Genomic DNA, 15,984 nt, shown 5'->3' on the forward strand with positions numbered 1-15,984 from the left:
CCGGTTCCACTCACCTCGTGGACGCGACCAGATGCGGTTCAGGAGATCACACATCGCTACCTCGATCCTGGCGGGGATGCGGCTGTTACTGGGGATTGGCGCCCCCCGTGCGCCTGAGTCGGCATCATCCGGAGTCACCCCGCGGGACCGCGATGCCAGTGCAGGAATTTGTCACAGCGCGATAAACCTTACGAAAGCCTGAACGCGTTCGGAGATGCTTTTACACATCCGGATTACGGCCCTGTGTATCCGACCGGTTACAGAATGTTTAGTGTTACCGGGGGTCACCCGAACAAAAGCCCCGGGCAAATTACGCCCCCGGGAGATTTCATCGAAATTCGCATCCCGCACCCGCGCCCTGACACCGGGAGGTCCGATGTCCGCACCGCGTATGCAGAGCCGTCGCGCCGCACACCGAGCCCGGCCCTCGCCGTTCGTGCCTCGCCCCCGGCGTCCCCCGAACGAACCCGGGCCGCCGGCCCGCCGACCGGCCGGCGGCTTCGCCGGAACTGCCGTGCTCCGCCCGGCGCTTCCGGCCGCACTGCTGCTCTTCCTCGCCGTCGTGCTGCACTCCGGCGCGATGGACGGCCTGCTGAACTTCCTCGACTTCGGCGCCGGAGTACTCGCGCTGGTCTCCCTGTCGGTCACCGTGCTGTGGGGCCTGGCCGCCACCGACCGGATGGTGCTGAACTCCGGCCACCGGCTGCTCGCCCAGGCCGTGCACCGCGGCACCGGCGTCGCCGGCCTCGGCTTCCTCGGCCTGCACATCTGGGTCAAGGTCACCGAGGGCCACACCGATGCGATGGCCGCCGCGGTGCCCTTCACCGATGGTGCCCGCCCCGGCCTCATCGGCCTCGGCACCCTCGCCGCCTACGTGTTCATCGCCGTCGCGGTGACCGGCGCGGTACGCGGCGCCTTCACCGGCATCACGGCCTCCCGGTGGTGGCGGGGGCTGCACATGAGCGCGTACGCCGCCTGGGGGCTGGCCCTGGTGCACGGCCTCAGGGCGGGCCGTCCCGCAGCCGGCTATGCCCTCGTCGGCTATGCCATCTGCCTTGTCGCGGTGGCCGTACGACTCGCGCTGCGGATGCGCGACTCACGCAGGAACACAGGAGAACTCCCATGACCGCCCCCGCCCCCACCCGCCCGCTCCCGGCCGTCCCCGGCCCCGCGGAGCCCGTGCCGACACTGGCGTCCTTCGGCCCGCCCCGCCTGCTGGCGGGGCTCGACGAGATGCCGCGCATGGGCCGGGTGGCGCATCTGTCCCGGCACGGCGGCCTGCCCCAGCTCAGCTCCACGGAGCTGGTGGCGCTGGCCGAGGACATCGACCTGCGCGGCCGGGGAGGTGCGGGCTTCCCCTTCGCCCGCAAGCTCACCGCCGTCATGGACGGGATGCGCAAGGCCGACGGCAAGGGCGCGGTGGTCGTCAACGGCAGCGAGGGCGAGCCCAGTTGCCTCAAGGACACCGCGCTGCTGCTGCACGCCCCGCATCTGATGCTCGACGGCGCCCTGCTGGCCGCCGACGCGCTCGGCGCCCAGGAGGTCGCGATCGGCGTGACCCGCATGGACGTGCTGCATTCCGTGCAGAGCGCCATCGACGAACGCGGCCCGGTGCGGCCGACGTTACGGGTCACCCTGCTGACCGAGCGGTTCGTCACCGGCGAGGGCTCCGCGATGACGAACGGGCTGGGCGGCGGCGCCGGCCTGCCCTCCGGCCGCAAGATCCGCTCCAGCGAGCGGGGGCTGAACGGTGTGCCGACGCTGCTGTCGAACACCGAGACCTACGCCCAGCTCGCCGTGGCCGCCCGGCTCGGTGCGCTCGGCTACCGCACCACGGGCCTGCCCACGGAGCCCGGCACGCTGCTGCTGACGGTCGCCGGCAGCCGGGTGGTCGAGGTGCCCTACGGCGTCTCGCTGGCCCGGGTCCTGGCGCTGTGCGGCATGGACCAGGGGCAGGGCGTGCTGATCGGGGGTTACCACGGCACCTTCATCTCGCCCACCGACGCGCTGACCGCGTGTCTGTCGAAGGAGTCGCTGGCCGAGTACAACGCGGTGCTCGGTGCGGGAGCGGTACTGCCGCTGCCCTACGACACCTGCCCCGCGGGCGAGACGGTACGCGTCGCGCAGTGGATGGGTGCCGAGTCGGCCGGCCAGTGCGGGCCCTGCGTGCTGGGGCTGCCCGCGCTCGCCGAGCAGCTCGACCGCGCCGTACGGGGCGGCGGCGCCGCCGCCCTGGAGGCCGTACAGGCGCGGATGCGGGCGGTCGAGAAGCGCGGCGCCTGCAGCCATCCGGACGGCACCGCGCGCTTCGTCGCCTCGGCTCTGGCCGCCTTCCCCGAGGAGTTCGAGCGGCATGCGCAGGGGTTCGGATGCGGCCGCCCGGTGACCGGTGCGCTGCCGGTCACGGGGAGCCGGCCGCTGCCGTCCACCGTCCCCCAGCCGGCCTCCGCCCCCTCCCGGGCGGCCGCGCCGCCGCAGGAGAGGCTGCTGGTCGACTGGACGCTGTGCCGCGGCCACGGCCTGTGCGCGGATGTCGTGCCCGGCATCATCAAGCTGGGCCCGGACGGCTATCCGGAGAAGGCCAGCATGCCGCTGCCGGCCCGGATGCGGCGCCGGGCGCAGCTCGCGGTGCGCCGCTGCCCGGCGCTCGCCCTGCGGGTGCAGGGCGGCAGCTGAGGTGCGGGTGCGGGCGTCAACCGGCGTGCCGGGCAGGTTTTTTGCCCGCGGAGAAAATTCTTCGGCTCCGTTGAACGCCCGGCACCCCGTAGCGCGTATTCCCCCGGCGACGGCACCCCGCCGGGGCCCCGGGCCGCATCGGCGCCCGGGCCACCGTCCCAGCCCTCACCTCGGCAAGCGACACACTCACCAACCGACCAAGGAGACATCATGAGCACTCGACGTCGTGCGGGTCTCGCGGCCGCGGCGGTCGCCACCCTGGCCCTGACCGCCGCCTGCGGCAGCAGCGCCAACCAGAGCGCCGGCACCGCCACCACCGACAACGTCCAGCCCGCCGGGCAGGGCACCAGCGACTACGGCTACGGGTCCTCCGGGGGCTCCGGCGGCTCGGGTGGCTACGGCGGCCAGGCCGGCGGCGACAGCGGCGGCAAGGCCCCGCAGGCCGCGCCCAGCGCCGGCAAGCTGGCCCTGCACCAGGACACCGAGCTCGGCCCGGTCGTCACCGACGCCAAGGGCATGACCCTCTACCGCTTCGACAAGGACACCGCGGACCCCTCCAAGTCCAACTGCTCCGGCTCCTGCGCCACCACCTGGCCGGTGGTCCCCGCCGACGGCGCCACCGCCCCGGCCGGTATCGACAAGAGCAAGCTGGGCTCGGTCACCCGCGCCGACGGCACCAAGCAGCTCACCATCGGCGGCTGGCCCGCCTACCGCTACGCCAAGGACACCAAGCCCGGCGACACCAAGGGCCAGGGCGTGGGCGGCACCTGGAACGCGCTGGCCGCCGACGGCAAGAAGGCCGGCGCCCAAAAGCCCGGCGACGTCTCGGTGTTCGACCACCCGCAGCTCGGCTCGATCCTCGTCGACAACATGGGCCGCACCCTCTACCGCTTCAACAAGGACAGCGCCTGGCCGATGAAGTTCGGCTGCAACGACGCCTGCCTGGACACCTGGAAGCCCGCCAAGCCGGCCGACCGCTCCAAGCTCAACGGCATCGCCCCCAAGCTCATCTCCACCGTCACCCGCCCCGACGGCACCCGCCAGCTGGCCGTCGACTGCTGGCCGGTCTACTGGTTCACCGGCGACAAGCAGCCCGGTGACATCAACGGCCAGGGCAAGATGGGCCTGTGGTTCGCGGTCTCCAACGCGGGCAAGAAGATCACGACGACGCCGTAGGGCCGGCCGCCCCGCCCCGCGGCAGGGCACCGTCCCGGGGGAACTCGTCGTCCAGCGCCAAGACCTCGGCGTCCGGCCTGACGTCCGCATCGCGCGGCCCCAGCCAGGTGACCCCGAGCGCCACCGCCACATTCACGGCGAGCGCGACGATCCCCGCGTTCATCCCCCAGACCGGGTCGTGTCCCCCGAAGACCAGGACACAGACGAGAGCGAAGCCCGCCACCAGGCCGCTCACCGCGGCGCGAAGCGTCAGCCGCCGCCACACCAGCCCCAGCAGCAGCATCGGCACGAGCTGTGCCATGCCCTCGTACGAAATCAAGGACAGCCGGACGAGGGTGTCGGGGGCGGTGTAGGTCAGCAGCAGCGCCAGCGCTCCGGCCACCACCACGACCACCTGCGACCACAGCTTCTGCCGCCCGTCCGCCGCCCGCCGCCCGCCGTCTCCACCAACCTCCCCGTCCCCGGCAGCCTCCCCGGCACCGGTGTCCGGATTCGCGCGCGCCCCCAGCACGCTCCTCCCCCACATCGTGCCGATGACCAGCATGAACACGGCCATCGGCACGATGGAGGAGAGGGCGGCGGCCACCCCGGTCAGCCCCACGGCCCAGGCCGGAAGGGAGTCCACCACCAGCTTGAACAGCGCGAGATCGGAATCCGCGCCCACCAGGCCGGGCACCACGAACAGGGCCGCCATACCCAGCAGCATCGGTACGAACAACAGCACGTTGTAGAAGGGGAGATAGAGCGCGTTACGGCGCAGCACATCGGCGTTGCGGGCCCCCAGATAGCCCGCCACGGTCGTCGGGAAGATCACCACCGTCAGGGAGTTGACGACGGTGGTGGTGATGAACCAGACCGGGCCCAGGCCGCCCGACGCATGGCCCGGGAAGGTCAGCCACTGCGGCTTCTCGGCGACGATCCGGTCCAGGAAGGGCCCGTAGCCGCCGAAGTAGTGCAGCGGCACATACACCGCGAGGAAGCCGAGGGTGGCGATGACGAGGAGGTCCTTGAGTACCGACACCCAGGCGCTGCCGCGCAGCCCGCTGATCACCACGAAGGCGGTGGTGACGGCGAAGGCTATGAAATAGGCCCAGTTGAGGCTGATGGCGCCGTAGGAAATGGTGGAGACGACCACCCCCATGCCGGTGATCTGCAGCTGGATGTACGGCAGCAGGCAGACGGTGGCCAGGACGGCGACGGCGGCGCCGAGCCAGGGCGCCCGGTAGCGGTGCGCGACCATGTCGGTGATGCCGACCAGATGGTGGCGGCGGGCGTAGGCCCACAGCATCGGCCCGGCGACGTACCCGAGCGCGTAGCCGCAGGACATATAGGCCAGGACGTAGAGCACCGGGGCGCCGGAGCTGTAACCCCAGCCGGCCGCGCCGAGGTAGCTGAAGCTCGTATAGCTCTCACCCGCCATCAGCACCCAGATGAAGACGGTCCCCAGGCTCCGGCCGCCCACCGACCATTCGGCCAGTCCCCCGCCGGAGCCCCGGCCGCGCACCGCGAGCAGGCCGAGAACGACGGTGAGCACCATGAAACCGCCGAAGACCGCGGTGGACACCGTGGCGTTCATCCCCGGCCCCGCTTGAGGTCGCCGCGTCGCGCCAGCCCCACCGCCAGCGGGGTCGCCAGCGTCGCCACCAGCATCCAGAAGAACAGGAACGGCAGACCGAGCACCGTCGGTGTCACCCGGTTCACCAGCGGCAGCACCGCCAGGAACAGCACGTACGGCAGCAGCAGCCACAGCAGCGCGGGGCGCCTTCTCGAACCCGGGGATCGCCCGCCGGAGGTCTCGTTTCGCACGGGGGGAGAGCCTAGGCGACGCACGGCCGCCCTCACCGTGACTGTGTCGACCGCAACACCGCCCAGACCACCAGCCGGTAGGTGGAGGTGTACTCCGGCGTACAGGTCGTCAGGGTCAGATAGGAGCCGGGCGCCGTGAAGCGGTAGGCGGGGTGCACGCTGCTGTACGGGAGCGCCGCGAGGACCGTGCCGTCGGCGGGGGTGGTCCGCGGCAGGGTGCGCCGGACCACGTAGGTGTAACGGGCCTCGGCGGTGTCGAGGAGGACGGTGTCGCCGGCGCGCAGCCGGTCGAGACGGCGGAACGGCTCGCCGTGGGTGTTGCGGTGCCCGGCCAGCGCGACATTGCCGGCCTGGCCGGGCTGGGCGCTGTGCGGATAGTGGCCGACGTAGCCCTTGTTGAGGACCGCGGCCTTGCCGACGCCCTGGGCGACGGGGGCGGTCAGGCCGATCCGCGCGATGCGCAGGACGGCGTACGCGGCGTTGCGCGGCGGGGCCGGGGGCCGGCCTGCGGTGCGGCGTCCGGGAGTCCGGGACGGCGGTCCGCCGTGCGCGGTCCGCCCCGCCGCCCCGTCGTCGCCACCGGGCGCCGGGGGCACGGCGGAGGACGGCGGCCGGGTGTGCCACGTCCGCTCCAGCCGGTCCACCTGGTCGTGCGCCGCGTGCTGTGCCTGACGGTTCGTCCACCACAGCTGGTGGACGACGAGCAGCAGCAGTACGGCGCCGAGCGTCACGGCCAGCTCCGCACCCGTCCACAGCGCCCGCGCGGCACGGGAGCGACGGGGGTGCCGCCCCTGTACGACCACCGGTATCCGCTCCCGCACGCGGGCACCGTAAGCCCTGCGGGCCGAAGCCACCAGAGGCGGCGCACGACCCGGCCCCCGGACAGGCGGTCAGCCGCCGAAGGCCTGCGAGACGGCGTAGATGGCGAGGCCGGCCAGTGCGCCGACGACGGTGCCGTTGATGCGGATGAACTGCAGGTCGCGGCCGATGTGCGCCTCGATCTTCTTCGAGGTGTGCTCGGCGTCCCAGCCGGCGACGGTCTCGGTGATCAGGGAGGTGATCTCGCGCTGATATGTCGTCACCACATAGACGGCCGCGTTCTCCAGCCAGCCGTCCACCTTGTCCTGCAGCCGCTTCTCGCCGGCCAGCCGCCGGCCCAGGGACAGCAGCGCCGCCCGCACCCGCAGCCGCAGCTCGCTGCGCTCGTCCTCGGCCGCGGCGACGATCATGGCGCGCACCGAGCCCCAGGCCGAGGTGATCAGGTCCTGCACCTCGCCGCGCCCCAGCACCTCGGACTTCAGCCGCTCGACCTTGGCCCGGGTGTCCGGGTCGGACTGCAGGTCGGCCGCGAAGTCCCGCAGGAAGCGGTCGATCGCCCCGCGCGCCGGATGCTCGGGCATGTCCCGCATCTCGGTGACGAAGCGCATCAGCTCCTTGTAGACCCGGTCGCCCACCCTGCGGTCGACGAACCGCGGGGTCCATCCGGGTGCGCCGCCGGAGACCGCGCTCATCACGGAGTCGCCGTGCTCGACCAGCCAGTCGTGGGCGCGGGCGACGAGCAGGTCCACCACCCGCCGGTGGCCGCCCTCGGCAACGATCTTCTCCAGCATCGTGCCGATCCCGGGCGCGATCTCGTGGGCGTCGGCCCGGCGGGTGATGGCCTCGCCGACCACCGCCTGCACATCGGCGTCGCGCAGCACGGTCAGCGCGCCGCGCAGCGCGGTGGAGAGCTCGGCGGTGACCCGGTCGGCGTTCTGCGGCTCGGCGAGCCAGCCGCCGACCCGGCGGCCGATGCCGACGGAGCGCAGCCGGCGGCGGACGACCTCGCCGGAGAGGAAGTTCTCGCCGACGAAATCACCCAGGCTCTGACCCAGTTGGTCCTTTTTGGTGGGGATGATGGCGGTGTGCGGGATCGGCAGCCCCATCGGCCGCTTGAACAGCGCGGTGACCGCGAACCAGTCGGCCAGCGCACCGACCATCCCGGCTTCCGCGGCCGCCGCGACAAATCCGGTCCAGCCGCCCGCACCGGAGGCCCCGGCCCATTTCGCCAGGACATAGACCAGGGCGACGGCCAGCAGCAGGCCGGTGGCCGTCGCCTTCATCCGGCGTACGGCGCGCCTGCGCTCCTCGTCGGCGGCGCCGTACGCGAAGCCGCCGCCCGGCGCGGTCCGGCCCGCCGACGCCGCTCCCGGCTCCGGCACCCGTTCCGCTTCCGGCGCCGTATCGGCATTTGTGCGTTCCATCCGCTCCACCGCTCCCACCGTGCCCCCGCCATCCTCCGGACCGCCCCGCGGCCCACACACGGCCGCCGGTACGGACCTCTATCCCACTGTGACCTACTCCTGGAACGCACCACGAGTTCCCCGCGTCCATGCCGGGGAGGCATCGAGCGGGGCGCCGGGCGGCACCCCGGAGGTCCGTGGGATCATGATGGACCGATCGGACCGCAACGGTGCCGCTGATCATCCGCTGCCCTTGCCCGCCCGGAGCGTGCTGCTCCGCTTTACCCAGGAGACCCCTCCCGCATGAAGAAAAGTGTGGGTTACTCCCTGCTCGCCGGTCTGGCGGCAGTGGTGGTGCTGATCTCGACCGCCATATTCGTCGGCTTCGGCGGCGACGGCGGCGGGCTCGGCGATTCCTCGCACAAGCCACGCGACCCGGCAGCGCCGGCGGTCTCCGGGCAGTGGGTCGGCACCTGGTCGGCGGCCGCGGCGGCGGCCGAGCCCGGCACGCTCAACGGCTACGCGGGGATGTCGATACGCAACGTCGTGCACACCAGCGTGGGCGGGGCGGGCGTGCGCATCCAGCTCTCCAACCTCTACGGCACCCGTCCGCTGGTGGTGAGCCATGCCACCCTGGCGCTGGCCGCGGCCCCCAGCAACCCCACGGCCGCGAGCGGCACCATGCGGCGGCTCTCCTTCAACGGCAAGCCCGCGGTGACCATCCCGGCGGGCGGCGCGGTCACCAGCGACCCGACCCGGCTGAAGGTGCCCGGCGACGCCGACCTGCTGGTCACGACGTACTCCCCGTCCCCCTCGGGGCCCGCCACCTACCACCCGTACGCCCGGCAGACCTCCTACCTGGCGCGCGGCGACCGGGCCGAGGACGCCACCGGCGCGGCCTACACCGAGCAGAGCCCGTACTGGCGCTATCTGACCGGTGTGGACGTGTGGAGCACCCAGGCCCGCGGCTCGGTCGTGGCGATCGGCGACTCGATCACCGACGGCATCACCTCCACCGCCGGCGCCAACCACCGCTGGACGGACTTCCTCGCGGCGAGGCTGCGCAACGAACCCGGCGCGCCCCGCTACGGCGTCCTCAACCAGGGCATCAGCGGCAACCGCCTGCTGGTCAACGGCTCCAGGTTCTCCCCGAACAACGGGCCCAGCGTGCTGTCCCGCCTGGAACGCGACGCGCTGTCGCGGACCGGGGTGAAGGCGGTGATCGTCGAGATCGGGCTGAACGACCTGTTCAAGACCCCGCGCCAGCTCGACCCGCAGAAGGTCGTGGCGGGGATGCGGGAGATCGTCCGGCAGGCGCACGCCCGCGGTCTGCGCGTCACCGGCAGCACCCTTACCCCGTTCGGGGGGCACCGCGGTTACTCCAACCTGCTGAATTCGGTGCGCGAACAGGTCAACCGCATCATCCGCTCCGGCACCGTCTACGACGAGGTCGTGGACTTCGACAAGGCGCTGCGCGACCCGACGGCGCCGGTGCGGCTGCGGCCCTCCTACGACTCCGGTGACCATCTCCACCCGAGCGACGAGGGCTTCCGGGCGATGGCGAACGCGGTGAACCTCGCTCACCTCAAGCTGGCCGCGCCGGCCGCGCTGTAACGCCAACGGAGCAGCGGCCGCCGCCTCAGTCCAACTCCTTGCGCGGGTGATCGTCGAGGCGGCGCCGCTCCTCCTTCAGGCGCCGCTGCTCCTCCTTCAGGCGCCGCTTCTCGGCCCTCGGCAGCTTGCGCTCGACGCCGACGCCGCCCATCATCGCCAGCCCGTTGACGATCACGCGGGGCGCACCGGGCTCGCCCGTCACCCCGTTCTCGCGCGAGCCGAAGGCGCCCATGAGACCCAGGCCGCGCACCTCGACCTCAACACCCGGCGGCACCATGATGTTCACCCCGCCCATGAGCACCCAGCAGGAGATGACGACCTCGGGACCGGCGAAGTGCGCCTCGCGCAGATCGATCTCGCCGCCGCCCATGAGGCAGGCCGCCGTGAAGCGGCGCCCGATCGTCCACCGGCCCTTGCGCTGGAATCCGCCCATCAAGGCCAGGCCGGCCGATGAGCCCTGCGTGCCGTCCACGATCCGCTCCGCCCACGGCGTGGGGGCCGCGCTCTCCTTGCGCAGCGACAGCGGGGCCGCGGCCGTCGCGGCCACCGGCAGATCGGCGGTGAGCGGTTCCAACTCCCGGTAGGTGCGGGCCTTGTACACCGCGTCCAGCCGCTCGTCGAACTCCTCCATCGCCAGCCGCCCTTCCGCGACGGCGTTCCGCAGGATCTCGGCGACCCGTTCGCGGTCGGTATCGGAGGCGCGCAGTGCGGGGAGTTCTTCAGTCATACGGACACATTAGAGCGCCGAGCCCCCGTTGCCCCCGCTCCGCCCGGTTTCCGGTCGTTTTCCCCCGCTCGCATACAGCTCGGCGATCAAGGTCTCGATGTCCGGCTCCCGCACCGACAGGTCCACCAGCGGATAGCGCGCGGCGACGGCGGCGACCAGCGGGGCCGCGCTCTGCGACGCCGGGAACGCCAGCCACTGCCGGGGCCCGTCCACCTTGACCGTACGGGCGCCCGGTACGCCCTCGATCGGGGGCAGTTGCCGCTCCAGGTCCACCACCAGCGTCCGCTCGCCGTCACCGGCCGCCCGCAGCCCGCCGAGGCCGCCGTCGTAGACCAGCCTGCCGTGGTCGATGACCATCACCCGGCGGCACAACTGCTCGATGTCGGTGAGGTCATGGGTGGTCAGCAGGACGGTGGTGCCCCGTTCGGCGTTCACCTCGCGCAGGAACCCGCGCACCTTCGCCTTGCTGACCACGTCCAGGCCGATGGTCGGCTCGTCGAGATACAGCACCTCGGGGTCGTGCAGCAGCGCCGCCGCGAGGTCGCCGCGCATCCGCTGCCCCAGCGACAGCTGCCGTACCGGTACGGCCAGCAGCGGGCCCAGGTCCAGCAGCTCGATGCAGCGGGCCAGGTTGGCGCGGTAGACCGCGTCCGGGACCCGGTACATCCGCCGCACCAGCTCGTAGGAGTCCTGCAGCGGCAGGTCCCACCACAGGGTGGTGCGCTGCCCGAAGACCACCCCGATCCGGCGGGCGAGCCGGGTCCGCCCGCGGTCGTGGCCCGCGCGGAGACCGGGCCCCGGGGACGGGTCGATGCCCGCGATCCGCAGCCGGCCGGCGCTGGGCACCAGAATGCCCGTCAGCATCTTGATCGTGGTGGACTTCCCGGCGCCGTTCGGACCGATGAAGCCGACCATCTCGCCGCGCGGCACCCCGAAGGAGATGCCGTCCACGGCCCGGACCTCCTGCCGCACCCGCCGCAGCCGGCCCGCCTTGCGCCGCACCGAGAAGACCTTCTCCAGGCCGTCCACCTCGATCAGCGGCGCCGCTCCGGCGGTTTCACTCACCACGCGTCCTCCTCTGCCGTCCCTGCCTGCCGCCCCGCATGCCGTCCCGCTCCGTCCCGCATGCCGTCCCGCTCCGGCACCGCATGCCGTCCCGCTCCGGCACCGCGCATGAGGCCCGGTCAGCTTCCCGTGCTCCGGTACGCCCGGAGCCCCAGCCGCCACACCAGCCCGGCCCCCGTGCACATCAGCGCCGCCACCACGGGCCCCAGGAAGTCCACCCAGCCCGGCAGCCCCAGCGGATCGGGGCGGCCCAGCAGCCGCAGCGCGGGCAGCCAGTTCACGAAGGCCAGCGGGACGAGGAAGGTGACCCCGCGCACCAGTTCCCTGGCGAACACCGTCGGCGGGTACTGCAGCATCGCGTTGCCGCCGTAGGTGAAGGAGTTCTGCACCTCGGCCGCGTCCTGCGCCCAGAACTGGAAGGCGGCGCCCGCCGTGAAGACCGCCGCGAAGATGGCCGTTCCGCACACCGCCATCAGCGGCACCATCAGCACCCGGCCCAGCGTCCACTCCACCGGGAGATGCGGCAGCGACCAGCCGAGCACCAGCAGCGCCTGGGTGAGCCGGCCCAGCCTGCGCAGCGCGAAACGGTCCGCCGCGACCTGTGCGAAGACCGGCGCGGGACGCAGCAGCAGGACGTCGAGGGTGCCGTCCCGCACCCGCCGGCCCAGCCCTTCGATGCTGCCCAGCAGCAGATCCGCCAGGCCCAGCGACACTCCGGACGTCCCGTACAGGAAGGCCACTTCCGGCAGCGAGAACCCGCCGAGGGCGTCGATCCGCGAGAACATCAGCATGATCGCGACGAAGTCCAGGGCGTTGGCCGCGAAGTTGCCGAACGCCATCATCAGGAACGAGGCCCGGTAGGCGAGGGCGGAGCGCATCCACATCCGCACGATCAGCCCGTACGCGAAGATCCCCTGGGCGACGCGGCCCCCGCCGTCGGCCCGCTCCCCCGGCCCGCCGCCAGGGGCTGTCTCCCTAGCCACCGTGCACCACCACCTTGCGGGTCGCCGCCGACTGCACCAGCCGTCCCAGCGCCAGCAGCGCCACGGCCCACCCGGCCTGGAACACCAGCCCCCGCAGCAGCGCGCCGCCGCTGCGCGCGCCCACCAGCACATCGGCCGGCACCTGCAGGACCGCCGCCCAGGGCAGCAACTGGGCGACCTCGCCCAGGGCGCCGGGGAAGACCCGCAGCGGCAGCACCATCCCCGAGAAGAACATGCAGGCCAGACCGCTGATCAGGGCCAGCCCCGTGCCGTCGAGGAGCCAGAACGAGGCCAGTGCGACGAGATAGCGCAGGGTGAAGCTGACCAGCACCCCGAGCAGCACGGACAGCAGGAAACAGCCCCAGGTCAGCGCATCGCCGGGCAGCGCGAGCGGAAAGGCCAGGGCGCCCACCGCCATCGGCGCCACCCCGCGGCCGATCAGCTGCAGGCCGGCCCGCCCCAGATCCGCGGCGAGCCACCACAACTGCAGGTCCGCGGGCCGGTAGAGGTCCACGGCGATATCGCCGGTGCGGATCCGCTCCTGCAGCTCCTCCAGACCGCCGCTGCCCATCAGGCCCGTGCAGGCCAGCAGCGCCTGCCCGGTCCACACGAAGGCCAGCGCCTGCGCCTGGTCGTAGCCGCCCAGATGCGGCCGCTCGTCCCACAGCGCGATATACGTGAAGGCGACGATGAAGCCGAAGACGGTATTGGTGAACACGCCCGCCACGGTGGCGATGCGGTAGGTGGCGTACCGCCGGAAGCTGCCGGCCGCCACCGCGACGTACCACACGACGCGTCTCCCTCAGCCCTGTAGTCGTCGGACGGCCAAAACACCGGAGCCTAGACGCCGTGCACGGCAACGCGCCATCGCATTATCACCGCTTCGGGTGAGCCGTGGACGCCGTTCAGCCGGTCAGCTGGCGGACTTCGGTGCGCGCCACCCCGCCCGACCGGGGCACATGATGCGAGAGTTTCCCCACGGGCGGCAGTTGCTCCGGCGGCATCCCGCGCGCATCCCCCGACACGACACGACCGCCGCAGTACAACCTTCGGCGGCGGCCGAGGAGTCCATACCTATATGAGCGGACAACGCACAGGCTGGCGCCGTGTCCTCCCCACCTGGCGCGCGGTGCTGGGCACCGTGCTGCTGTTCCTGCTGCTCATCGTCGGCGGTCTGGTCGCCGGCTATCTGCTCGTCGGGATCCCGCCGGCCAACAGCGCCGCGAAGGCCCAGAGCACCGTCTACCTCTACTCCGACGGCTCCGAGCTGGCCCGTGACGGCGAGATCAACCGGCAGAACGTCACCCTCGGCCAGGTCCCGAAAGCCGTCCAGCAGGCCGTCCTCGCCGCCGAGGACCGCGACTTCTACGCCGAGTCCGCGGTCGATCCCGCCGCGATGCTCCGCGCCGCCTGGAACACCGTCACCGGCAAGGGCAAGCAGTCCGGTTCCACCATCACCCAGCAGTACGTGAAGAACTACTACCTCGGCCAGGAACAGACCGTCACCCGCAAGGCCAAGGAATTCTTCATCGCCATCAAGCTGGACCGCGAGGTGAGCAAGGACCGGATCCTGGAGGGCTACCTCAACTCCAGCTACTACGGCCGCAACGCCTACGGCATCCAGGCCGCCGCCCAGTCCTACTACGGCCGCAACGCCGAGCAGCTGACCACCGCTCAGGGCGCCTACCTCGCCACCCTCCTCAACGCCCCCAGCGCCTACGACATCACCGCCCACCCCGGCAACCGTGCGCGGGTGCTGGCGCGCTGGAACTACGTCCTGGACGGCATGGTGAAGCAGAAGTGGCTCACCAAGGCCGACCGGGCCGCGCTGGAGTTCCCCCTGCCCAAGCCGGCCAAGCCCTCCGCGGGGCTGTCCGGCCAGCGCGGCTACCTCGTCGAAGCGGTCAAGAACTACCTCACCGACAACAAGATCCTCGACGAGGACACCCTGCGGACCGGCGGCTACCGCATCACCACCACCATCAGCAAGAAACGCCAGAACGCCTTCGTCAAAGCGGTCAACACCCGGGTGATGGACCGCCTCGACGACTCCCGGAAGGTCGACCGCTACGTCCGGGCCGGCGGCGCCTCCATCGACCCCGCGAGCGGCCGGGTCGTCGCCCTCTACGGCGGCATCGACTACGCCAAGCAGTTCGTCAACGGCGCCACCCGCAGCGACTACCAGGTCGGCTCCACCTTCAAGCCGATCGTCTTCGCCTCCGCCGTACAGAACAACTCCACCACCCAGGACGGCGAGCGGATCACTCCCAACACCGTCTACGACGGCACCAACAAGCGGATGACGGTCAGTCACGGCACCCGCACCGGCTTCGCGCCCGCCAACGAGGACGACCGCTCCTACGGCCCGATCACCGTCAGCGAGGCCACCGACAAGTCCGTCAACGCCGTCTACGCGCAGATGGGCATCGACGTCGGCCCCGCCAAGGTCAAGGCCACCGCCGTCGACCTGGGCATCCCCGCCGGCACCCCCAGCCTCGCCTCGTCCCAGGGCGCGATCTCGCTGGGCACCGCCACCCCCAGCGTCCTGGACATGACCCAGGTCTACGCCACCCTCGCCCATCACGGCAGCCACCGCCCGTACACCCTGGTCGACAAGATCACCAAGAGCGAGCAGGAGGAGGTCGAGCTGCCCGAGCGCGAGGAGACCACCGCCATCCCGCGCGCCGCGGCCGACACCACCACGTCGATCCTGCGCAGCGTCGTCGAGGGCGGCACCGGCACCGCGGCCCAGGGCGCCGGGCGGCCGGCGGCCGGCAAGACCGGCACCGCGGAGGGCGACAAGGCCGCGTGGTTCGCGGGCTACACCCCCGATCTCGCCACCGTCGTCGCGGTGCTCGGCCAGAACCCGAAGAGCGCCGCCCAGGAGCCCCTCTACGGCGCCGGAGGGCTGGCGCGGGTCAACGGCGGCGACTACCCCGCCCAGATCTGGGCCGACTACACCGCGGCCGCGCTGAACGGGCGCCCGGTCCGCGCTTTCGACCTGCGGCTGGAGGAGGGTGCGGAGCCCGTGTCGCCCTCGCCGTCCGGCAGCGACTCGGCCTCCCCCGACGTCTCGGGCTCGCCGTCCGACGACCCGACCGGATCCACCGTCCCCACCCCGCCCACCGGCGCCCCCACCCGGCCGACCGGCGACCCGACCGCCCCCACCGCACCGGCCGAACCCACACCGACCGCCGAGCCCACCCACGACGCCCCGACGTTCGAGCCCCAGAGCGACGACCTGGAGCAGCGGCTGCGGTGGCGGTGGGGCGAGGGCGGGTAGCGGCAGCGGGCGGGGAGGCGGGGAGGCGGGCGGGCAGGAGCCGGCGGGCAAGGGCGGCGCCCCGGGCGGAGGCGTACGCCGCGTCAGTGCCCCGAGGTCGCCTTGAGCCCGACCACCGCCACCAGCAGCAGGCAGATGAAGAAGATCCGGGCCGCCGTGACCGGTTCGCCGAGCGTCATCATGCCGACCACCGCCGCACCGGCCGCCCCGATGCCGACCCACACGCCGTAGGCGGTGCCGATCGGCAGGCTCCGGGCCGCGTACGAGAGCAGGACCATGCTGGCGACGATGCCCGCGCCGGTGAACACACTGGGCCACAGCCGGGTGAAGCCGTCGGTGAACTTCATCCCGACCGACCAGCCGACCTCCAGCAGTCCGGCGATCATGAGCAGGATCCAGGCCATGACGGGCACCTCCGCGACAAGAGCTTCA

General features: G+C 72.3%; 14 protein-coding genes. 5 read left to right on the forward strand and 9 right to left on the reverse strand.

Annotation, left to right across the window (positions count from 1 at the left end; translation table 11 throughout):
* The first annotated feature begins 514 nt into the window (after positions 1 to 514).
* From ACGFR7_RS08750 to ACGFR7_RS08760, 3 genes are all read left to right on the forward strand, one after another.
* Positions 515 to 1,126 (forward strand): hypothetical protein, encoded by a 612-nt coding sequence (locus ACGFR7_RS08750; protein ID WP_393314963.1) that lies wholly within the window; start codon positions 515 to 517, stop codon positions 1,124 to 1,126.
* A complete protein-coding gene (locus tag ACGFR7_RS08755) occupies positions 1,123 to 2,676 on the forward strand; it encodes an NADH-ubiquinone oxidoreductase-F iron-sulfur binding region domain-containing protein (RefSeq protein ID WP_393314966.1) in 1,554 nt (517 codons plus the stop codon). The genes ACGFR7_RS08750 and ACGFR7_RS08755 overlap by 4 nt, the downstream gene beginning before the upstream one ends.
* A gap of 210 nt (positions 2,677 to 2,886) precedes the next feature.
* A complete protein-coding gene (locus ACGFR7_RS08760; protein ID WP_393314969.1) occupies positions 2,887 to 3,852 on the forward strand; it encodes an SCO0930 family lipoprotein in 966 nt (321 codons plus the stop codon).
* Here ACGFR7_RS08760 and ACGFR7_RS08765 read toward each other — a convergent pair.
* The 4 genes from ACGFR7_RS08765 to ACGFR7_RS08780 all read right to left on the reverse strand — a co-directional run bounded on the left by ACGFR7_RS08765 (position 3,836) and on the right by ACGFR7_RS08780 (position 7,901).
* Positions 3,836 to 5,428, reverse strand: coding sequence for a sodium:solute symporter (locus tag ACGFR7_RS08765; RefSeq protein ID WP_393314972.1), 1,593 nt, complete (start codon positions 5,426 to 5,428; stop codon positions 3,836 to 3,838). The two genes, ACGFR7_RS08760 and ACGFR7_RS08765, sit on opposite strands and share 17 nt — an antisense overlap.
* A complete protein-coding gene (locus ACGFR7_RS08770) occupies positions 5,425 to 5,658 on the reverse strand; it encodes a DUF3311 domain-containing protein (RefSeq protein ID WP_350251131.1) in 234 nt (77 codons plus the stop codon). The genes ACGFR7_RS08765 and ACGFR7_RS08770 overlap by 4 nt, the downstream gene beginning before the upstream one ends.
* A 32-nt stretch (positions 5,659 to 5,690) precedes the next feature.
* On the reverse strand, positions 5,691 to 6,479 hold the full coding sequence (locus ACGFR7_RS08775; RefSeq protein ID WP_393314974.1) for a class E sortase: 789 nt from the start codon (positions 6,477 to 6,479) through the stop codon (positions 5,691 to 5,693).
* Between the two features lie 69 nt (positions 6,480 to 6,548).
* A complete protein-coding gene (locus tag ACGFR7_RS08780; protein WP_393314977.1) occupies positions 6,549 to 7,901 on the reverse strand; it encodes a DUF445 domain-containing protein in 1,353 nt (450 codons plus the stop codon).
* Positions 7,902 to 8,183: 282 nt separating this feature from the next.
* On the opposite strand from ACGFR7_RS08780, the gene ACGFR7_RS08785 reads away from it, so the two are divergent.
* A complete protein-coding gene (locus ACGFR7_RS08785; RefSeq protein ID WP_393314980.1) occupies positions 8,184 to 9,494 on the forward strand; it encodes an SGNH/GDSL hydrolase family protein in 1,311 nt (436 codons plus the stop codon).
* Between the two features lie 25 nt (positions 9,495 to 9,519).
* Here ACGFR7_RS08785 and ACGFR7_RS08790 read toward each other — a convergent pair whose 3' ends face one another.
* From ACGFR7_RS08790 to ACGFR7_RS08805, 4 genes are all read right to left on the reverse strand, one after another.
* Positions 9,520 to 10,221: a DUF1707 domain-containing protein gene (locus ACGFR7_RS08790; RefSeq protein WP_393314983.1), complete on the reverse strand. Its 702-nt coding sequence runs from the start codon at positions 10,219 to 10,221 to the stop codon at positions 9,520 to 9,522.
* 9 nt (positions 10,222 to 10,230) lie between these two features.
* The gene (locus ACGFR7_RS08795) at positions 10,231 to 11,286 is read right to left on the reverse strand and encodes an ATP-binding cassette domain-containing protein (RefSeq protein ID WP_393314986.1); all 1,056 of its coding nucleotides are present in this window, start codon (positions 11,284 to 11,286) and stop codon (positions 10,231 to 10,233) included.
* Positions 11,287 to 11,405: 119 nt separating this feature from the next.
* Positions 11,406 to 12,170 carry an ABC transporter permease gene (locus ACGFR7_RS08800; protein WP_393315366.1) on the reverse strand — a complete coding sequence of 255 codons (765 nt, stop codon included), beginning with the start codon at positions 12,168 to 12,170 and terminating at the stop codon, positions 11,406 to 11,408.
* A 91-nt stretch (positions 12,171 to 12,261) separates the two neighbouring features.
* Positions 12,262 to 13,059, reverse strand: coding sequence for an ABC transporter permease (locus ACGFR7_RS08805; protein WP_393314988.1), 798 nt, complete (start codon positions 13,057 to 13,059; stop codon positions 12,262 to 12,264).
* A gap of 288 nt (positions 13,060 to 13,347) precedes the next feature.
* Here ACGFR7_RS08805 and ACGFR7_RS08810 point away from each other — a divergent pair, with 288 nt between their 5' ends.
* Entirely contained in the window at positions 13,348 to 15,552 is a 2,205-nt protein-coding gene (locus ACGFR7_RS08810; RefSeq protein ID WP_393314991.1) for a transglycosylase domain-containing protein, read from the forward strand.
* An 83-nt stretch (positions 15,553 to 15,635) separates the two neighbouring features.
* Here the strand turns inward: ACGFR7_RS08810 and ACGFR7_RS08815 are convergent, their stop codons facing one another.
* Entirely contained in the window at positions 15,636 to 15,956 is a 321-nt protein-coding gene (locus ACGFR7_RS08815; protein WP_393314994.1) for a DMT family transporter, read from the reverse strand.
* Positions 15,957 to 15,984: the final 28 nt, after the last annotated feature.

Origin of the sequence: Streptomyces sp. NPDC048516 (genome assembly GCF_043199875.1) — a bacterium.
Classification (GTDB): Bacteria; Actinomycetota; Actinomycetes; order Streptomycetales; family Streptomycetaceae; genus Streptomyces.